3 tRNA genes and 3 rRNA genes are annotated in these 5975 nt (G+C 52.1%); all 6 read left to right on the top strand.

Annotated features, from left to right (window positions below):
- The first annotated feature begins 484 nt into the window (after window positions 1-484).
- The 6 genes from OE750_RS18080 (at window position 485) to OE750_RS18055 (ending at window position 5975) form a co-directional block, all read left to right on the top strand.
- Window positions 485-1948 (top strand): 16S ribosomal RNA (locus OE750_RS18080).
- 150 nt (window positions 1949-2098) lie between these two features.
- Window positions 2099-2175, top strand: a tRNA-Ile gene (locus OE750_RS18075).
- Between the two features lie 79 nt (window positions 2176-2254).
- Window positions 2255-2330 (top strand) — tRNA-Ala (locus tag OE750_RS18070).
- Window positions 2331-2762: 432 nt separating this feature from the next.
- Window positions 2763-5591 (top strand): 23S ribosomal RNA (locus OE750_RS18065).
- A gap of 89 nt (window positions 5592-5680) precedes the next feature.
- Window positions 5681-5795: ribosomal RNA gene (rrf, locus tag OE750_RS18060) — 5S ribosomal RNA — on the top strand.
- The 16S, 23S and 5S rRNA genes sit together here with 3 tRNA genes alongside, the layout of an rRNA operon.
- A 103-nt stretch (window positions 5796-5898) precedes the next feature.
- A tRNA-Met gene (locus tag OE750_RS18055) sits at window positions 5899-5975 on the top strand.

Here is a 5975-nt window from a genome sequence, read left to right as displayed (position 1 = left end):
TAAAAAAAAGACAGATTTATGAAAAAAGGGGTTGCGGGTATTGGCTACTAACCTTAGAACCCACTTCACCGGCGGCGCTGAGGCGCACAACGGGAGGCCAGACGGACTTGGGGAGCGGTGCTCTTGAGGGACTGAGGCGAACGAACATTGAGGTAAATGAGGCGGGGCGCGCTAGTAAGATACAGCGCATCCAGTCACTTTTGTCTCTGGGGTCTTTGATCCCGCGCTCTTTGAAATTGATAATAACTGAAGAGATATGTGGGCGGTTTGGTTCATTCGATGGATCAACCTCTTCATATCAACTACCTAGCGAGGGCTTCGGCCTGAGCGATGATGGATAGTCAGCTTCACTGTTTGGACGGCTTCTGGTTACTTTGGTAACTGCAAGCACTTCAAACAATGAAAACGCCAAATGATTTCAGTAAGGTCATTTGGTGATGATGTGCAGAGGTTCGACGTCAAGGATATGTGAGCAATCACATTTCAACTTGAGAGTTTGATCCTGGCTCAGAACGAACGCTGGCGGCAGGCCTAACACATGCAAGTCGAGCGCACCCTTCGGGGCGAGCGGCGGACGGGTTAGTAACGCGTGGGAACGTACCCAGATCTAAGGAATAGCCTCGGGAAACTGAGAGTAATACCTTATACGCCCTTCGGGGGAAAGATTTATCGGATTTGGATCGGCCCGCGTTAGATTAGATAGTTGGTGGGGTAATGGCCTACCAAGTCTACGATCTATAGCTGGTTTTAGAGGATGATCAGCAACACTGGGACTGAGACACGGCCCAGACTCCTACGGGAGGCAGCAGTGGGGAATCTTAGACAATGGGCGCAAGCCTGATCTAGCCATGCCGCGTGTGTGATGAAGGCCTTAGGGTCGTAAAGCACTTTCGCCAGAGATGATAATGACAGTATCTGGTAAAGAAACCCCGGCTAACTCCGTGCCAGCAGCCGCGGTAATACGGAGGGGGTTAGCGTTGTTCGGAATTACTGGGCGTAAAGCGTACGTAGGCGGATTAGTCAGTCAGAGGTGAAATCCCAGGGCTCAACCCTGGAACTGCCTTTGATACTGCTAGTCTTGAGTTCGAGAGAGGTGAGTGGAATTCCAAGTGTAGAGGTGAAATTCGTAGATATTTGGAGGAACACCAGTGGCGAAGGCGGCTCACTGGCTCGATACTGACGCTGAGGTACGAAAGTGTGGGGAGCAAACAGGATTAGATACCCTGGTAGTCCACACCGTAAACGATGAATGCCAGTCGTCGGGCAGTATACTGTTCGGTGACACACCTAACGGATTAAGCATTCCGCCTGGGGAGTACGGTCGCAAGATTAAAACTCAAAGGAATTGACGGGGGCCCGCACAAGCGGTGGAGCATGTGGTTTAATTCGAAGCAACGCGCAGAACCTTACCAACCCTTGACATCCTGTGCCACATAGAGAGATCTATGGTTCCCTTCGGGGACGCAGTGACAGGTGCTGCATGGCTGTCGTCAGCTCGTGTCGTGAGATGTTCGGTTAAGTCCGGCAACGAGCGCAACCCACATCCCTAGTTGCCAGCAGTTCGGCTGGGCACTCTATGGAAACTGCCCGTGATAAGCGGGAGGAAGGTGTGGATGACGTCAAGTCCTCATGGCCCTTACGGGTTGGGCTACACACGTGCTACAATGGTGCATACAGTGAGTTAATCTCCAAAATGCATCTCAGTTCGGATTGGGGTCTGCAACTCGACCCCATGAAGTCGGAATCGCTAGTAATCGCGTAACAGCATGACGCGGTGAATACGTTCCCGGGCCTTGTACACACCGCCCGTCACACCATGGGAGTTGGTTCTACCCGACGGCCGTGCGCTAACCTTTCGAGGAGGCAGCGGACCACGGTAGGATCAGCGACTGGGGTGAAGTCGTAACAAGGTAGCCGTAGGGGAACCTGCGGCTGGATCACCTCCTTTCTAAGGATGTTCTGGCATATTGAGCTTGCTTGATATCGACGAACACTTAGCAGTCACTTAGTGACATAAAGAGACACTTATGTGTCTCGCACCGGACCAGGCCGTCCTCATATCTCTTCAGAACATTGTTTCAGGCCTACCGGCCTGTATGGGTCGGTAGCTCAGGTGGTTAGAGCGCACGCCTGATAAGCGTGAGGTCGGAGGTTCAAGTCCTCCTCGACCCACCAGCCTGTCTTTTGCTTGCAGAAGATCAGGTCGCGGAAGGGTATTTTGCGCAGCAGAATGTCCCGAAAGCGTTTACCTCTTGGGGCCTTAGCTCAGCTGGGAGAGCGCCTGATTTGCATTCAGGAGGTCAGGAGTTCGATCCTCCTAGGCTCCACCAAAGGTTTTCGATTGAATCGCTAAGCACTTCAGAGTGTTTAGCCGTCCAATCGGACGACATAGCGTTGTTTCTTCGGAAGCTTCGTTTGACATCGTATAGAGAGATATCAAAATCAACACTGTTGGTGACTGCGAGTAAGCGGATCACCTCGGATTGGTGCCCTTCGGGGCGAGCTTTAGGCAAGATTGTTTCCTCGATCAGTTCTAAAGTCTGCCAGCCTGAAAAAGACAGCGTTGTCCAAGTCAAGTACACTAACCAAGCTCAAGATCGCACGGTCTTGAGCTGAGACGCATTCCCGTCATACAGGAATGTTGTCTTTGTCAGACCTTATAGGTCTGGCGGGAAATGTATGCTTTTGATCCCAGAATAAAGACACCTGCTTTGAACCAGCTTGGTGTCGCGAGAGGCGTAAGCCTGTCTTTTTCTGGATCAAATCAAGCGCGAGAAGGGCGTTTGGTGAATGCCTTGGCAGTAAGAGGCGATGAAAGACGTGATACTCTGCGATAAGCCATGGGGAGCTGAGAATAAGCTTTGATCCATGGATTTCTGAATGGGGGAACCCACCTGACAGTTTTCTATAATTGCTTCGGCAATTTATAGGCGGCTGAACCAGGTATTTATAGACTGAATACATAGGTTTATAAAAGCAAACCCGGGGAACTGAAACATCTAAGTACCCGGAGGAAAGGAAATCAATTGATACTCCCCTAGTAGCGGCGAGCGAACGGGGACCAGCCGAGCCTTGAAAGTGAATTGAATGGTCTGGAAAGGCCAACCATAGTGGGTGACAGTCCCGTAAATGAAGCTCGATAGGACGTATTAAGTAGGGCGGAACACGTGAAATTCTGTCTGAAGATCGGAGGACCACCTTCGAAGGCTAAGTACTCCTTACTGACCGATAGTGAACCAGTACCGTGAGGGAAAGGTGAAAAGCACCCCGACGAGGGGAGTGAAACAGTACCTGAAACCGAACGCCTACAATCAGTCGGAGGCTCCTTGAGAGCTGACGGCGTACCTTTTGTATAATGGGTCATCGACTTGGTCTATCTAGCAAGCTTAAGCCGTTAGGTGTAGGCGCAGCGAAAGCGAGTCTTAATAGGGCGAATGAGTTAGATGGATCAGACCCGAAACCGAGTGATCTAGGCATGACCAGGATGAAGGTAAGGTAACACTTACTGGAGGTCCGAACCCACACCTGTTGAAAAAGGTCGGGATGAGTTGTGCCTAGGGGTGAAAGGCCAATCAAACTCGGAGATAGCTGGTTCTCCGCGAAATCTATTTAGGTAGAGCGTCATCCGAATACCCCGGGGGGTAGAGCACTGGATGGGTAATGGGGCCCCACAGGCTTACTGATCCTAACCAAACTCCGAATACCCGGGAGTAATAGATGGCAGACACACTGCGGATGCTAACGTCCGTAGTGAAGAGGGAAACAACCCTGACCTCCAGCTAAGGCCCCTAATTCATGGCTAAGTGGGAAAGCAGGTGGGACGACCAAAACAACCAGGAAGTTGGCTTAGAAGCAGCCATCTTTTAAAGATAGCGTAACAGCTCACTGGTCTAAATAAGTTGTCCTGCGGCGAAGATGTAACGGGGCTCAAGCCATGAGCCGAAGCTGAGGATGCACATAGTGCATGGTAGCGGAGCGTAGTGTGACATAGTTCCATGCGTCTTTAGCCTTCTTCGGAAGGTGTTGGACGCAAGGAGCTTTCAGTGAAGCGGGCGTGTGAGCGATCCCGTGGAGAGATCACTAGTGAGAATGATGACATGAGTAGCGACAAACAGGGTGAGAGACCCTGTCGCCGAAAGTCCAAGGGTTCCTGCTTAAAGCTAATCTGAGCAGGGTAAGCCGGCCCCTAAGTCGAGGCAGAAATGCGTAGACGATGGGAACCACGTTAATATTCGTGGGCCAGGAGGATGTGACGGATCTGAGACGTTGTTCACCCTTATTGGATTGGGTGGGCAGCCAACAGGTTCCTGGAAATAGCCCTCCATCAGACCGTACCCTAAACCAACACAGGTGGACTGGTAGAGAATACCAAGGCGCTTGAGAGAACTATGTTGAAGGAACTCGGCAAAATACCTCCGTAAGTTCGCGAGAAGGAGGCCCGGTTTCTAGGCAACTAGAGGCTGGGGGCACAAACTAGGGGGTGGCGACTGTTTACTAAAAACACAGGGCTCTGCGAAGTCGCAAGACGACGTATAGGGTCTGACGCCTGCCCGGTGCCTGAAGGTTAAAAGGAGGGGTGAGAGCTCTGAATTGAAGCCCAGGTAAACGGCGGCCGTAACTATAACGGTCCTAAGGTAGCGAAATTCCTTGTCGGGTAAGTTCCGACCTGCACGAATGGCGTAACGACTTCCCCGCTGTCTCCAACATAGACTCAGCGAAATTGAATTGCCTGTCAAGATGCAGGCTTCCCGCGGTTAGACGGAAAGACCCCGTGCACCTTTACTACAGCTTCACATTGGCATTAGGCCGAGCATGTGCAGGATAGGTGGTGGGCTTTGAAGCGTGAACGCCAGTTTGCGTGGAGCCTCCCTTGAGATACCACCCTTGCTCTGCTTGATGTCTAACCGCGGTCCATTATCTGGATCCGGGACCCTGTGTGGCGGGTAGTTTGACTGGGGCGGTCGCCTCCTAAAGCGTAACGGAGGCGCGCGAAGGTTGGCTCAGAGCGGTCGGAAATCGCTCGTTGAGTGCAATGGCAGAAGCCAGCCTGACTGCAAGACTGACAAGTCGAGCAGAGTCGAAAGACGGCCATAGTGATCCGGTGGTCCCAAGTGGGAGGGCCATCGCTCAACGGATAAAAGGTACGCCGGGGATAACAGGCTGATACTGCCCAAGAGTCCATATCGACGGCAGTGTTTGGCACCTCGATGTCGGCTCATCTCATCCTGGGGCTGGAGCAGGTCCCAAGGGTACGGCTGTTCGCCGTTTAAAGAGGTACGTGAGCTGGGTTTAGAACGTCGTGAGACAGTTCGGTCCCTATCTGCCGTGGGTGTAGGATACTTGAGAGGAGTTGCCCCTAGTACGAGAGGACCGGGGTGAACGTTCCACTGGTGGACCAGTTGTCGTGCCAACGGCAGTGCTGGGTAGCTATGAACGGACAGGATAACCGCTGAAGGCATCTAAGCGGGAAGCCCCCCTCAAAACAAGGTATCCCTGAGGACCGAGGTAGACCACCTCGTCGATAGGCCAGAGATGTAAGTGCAGTAATGCATTCAGTTGACTGGTACTAATTGTCCGATAGGCTTGATTTGATCCAGTAGAAGCCAGGCTTCTTGCTGGTCAAAGAGCATACATCACATAATAGATGACTTGATTTGGAAATTTGATAGACTTTTTTTGGTTTGGTGGTCATAGCACAAGCGAACCACCCGGCTCCATTCCGAACCCGGCCGTTAAGCGCTGTTGCGCCGATGGTACTGCATCCTAAGGTGTGGGAGAGTAGGTCACTGCCAAACCTAATAAAGTCTATCAGCAGGCGTTTGCGAACGCCTCGGATATCTCTCTTTCGATGCGCAACCTCCGACCTTTTCTTATCTGGCCTGAGGTAGCGTCTTTTGGCGCGGGATGGAGCAGCCCGGTAGCTCGTCAGGCTCATAACCTGAAGGTCGTAGGTTCAAATCCTACTCCCGCAACCA

The sequence above is a fragment of the Lentibacter sp. XHP0401 genome (assembly GCF_025751535.1).
Taxonomy (GTDB): Bacteria; Pseudomonadota; Alphaproteobacteria; order Rhodobacterales; family Rhodobacteraceae; genus Lentibacter.
This window is presented reverse-complemented; position numbering and strand designations above follow the sequence as displayed.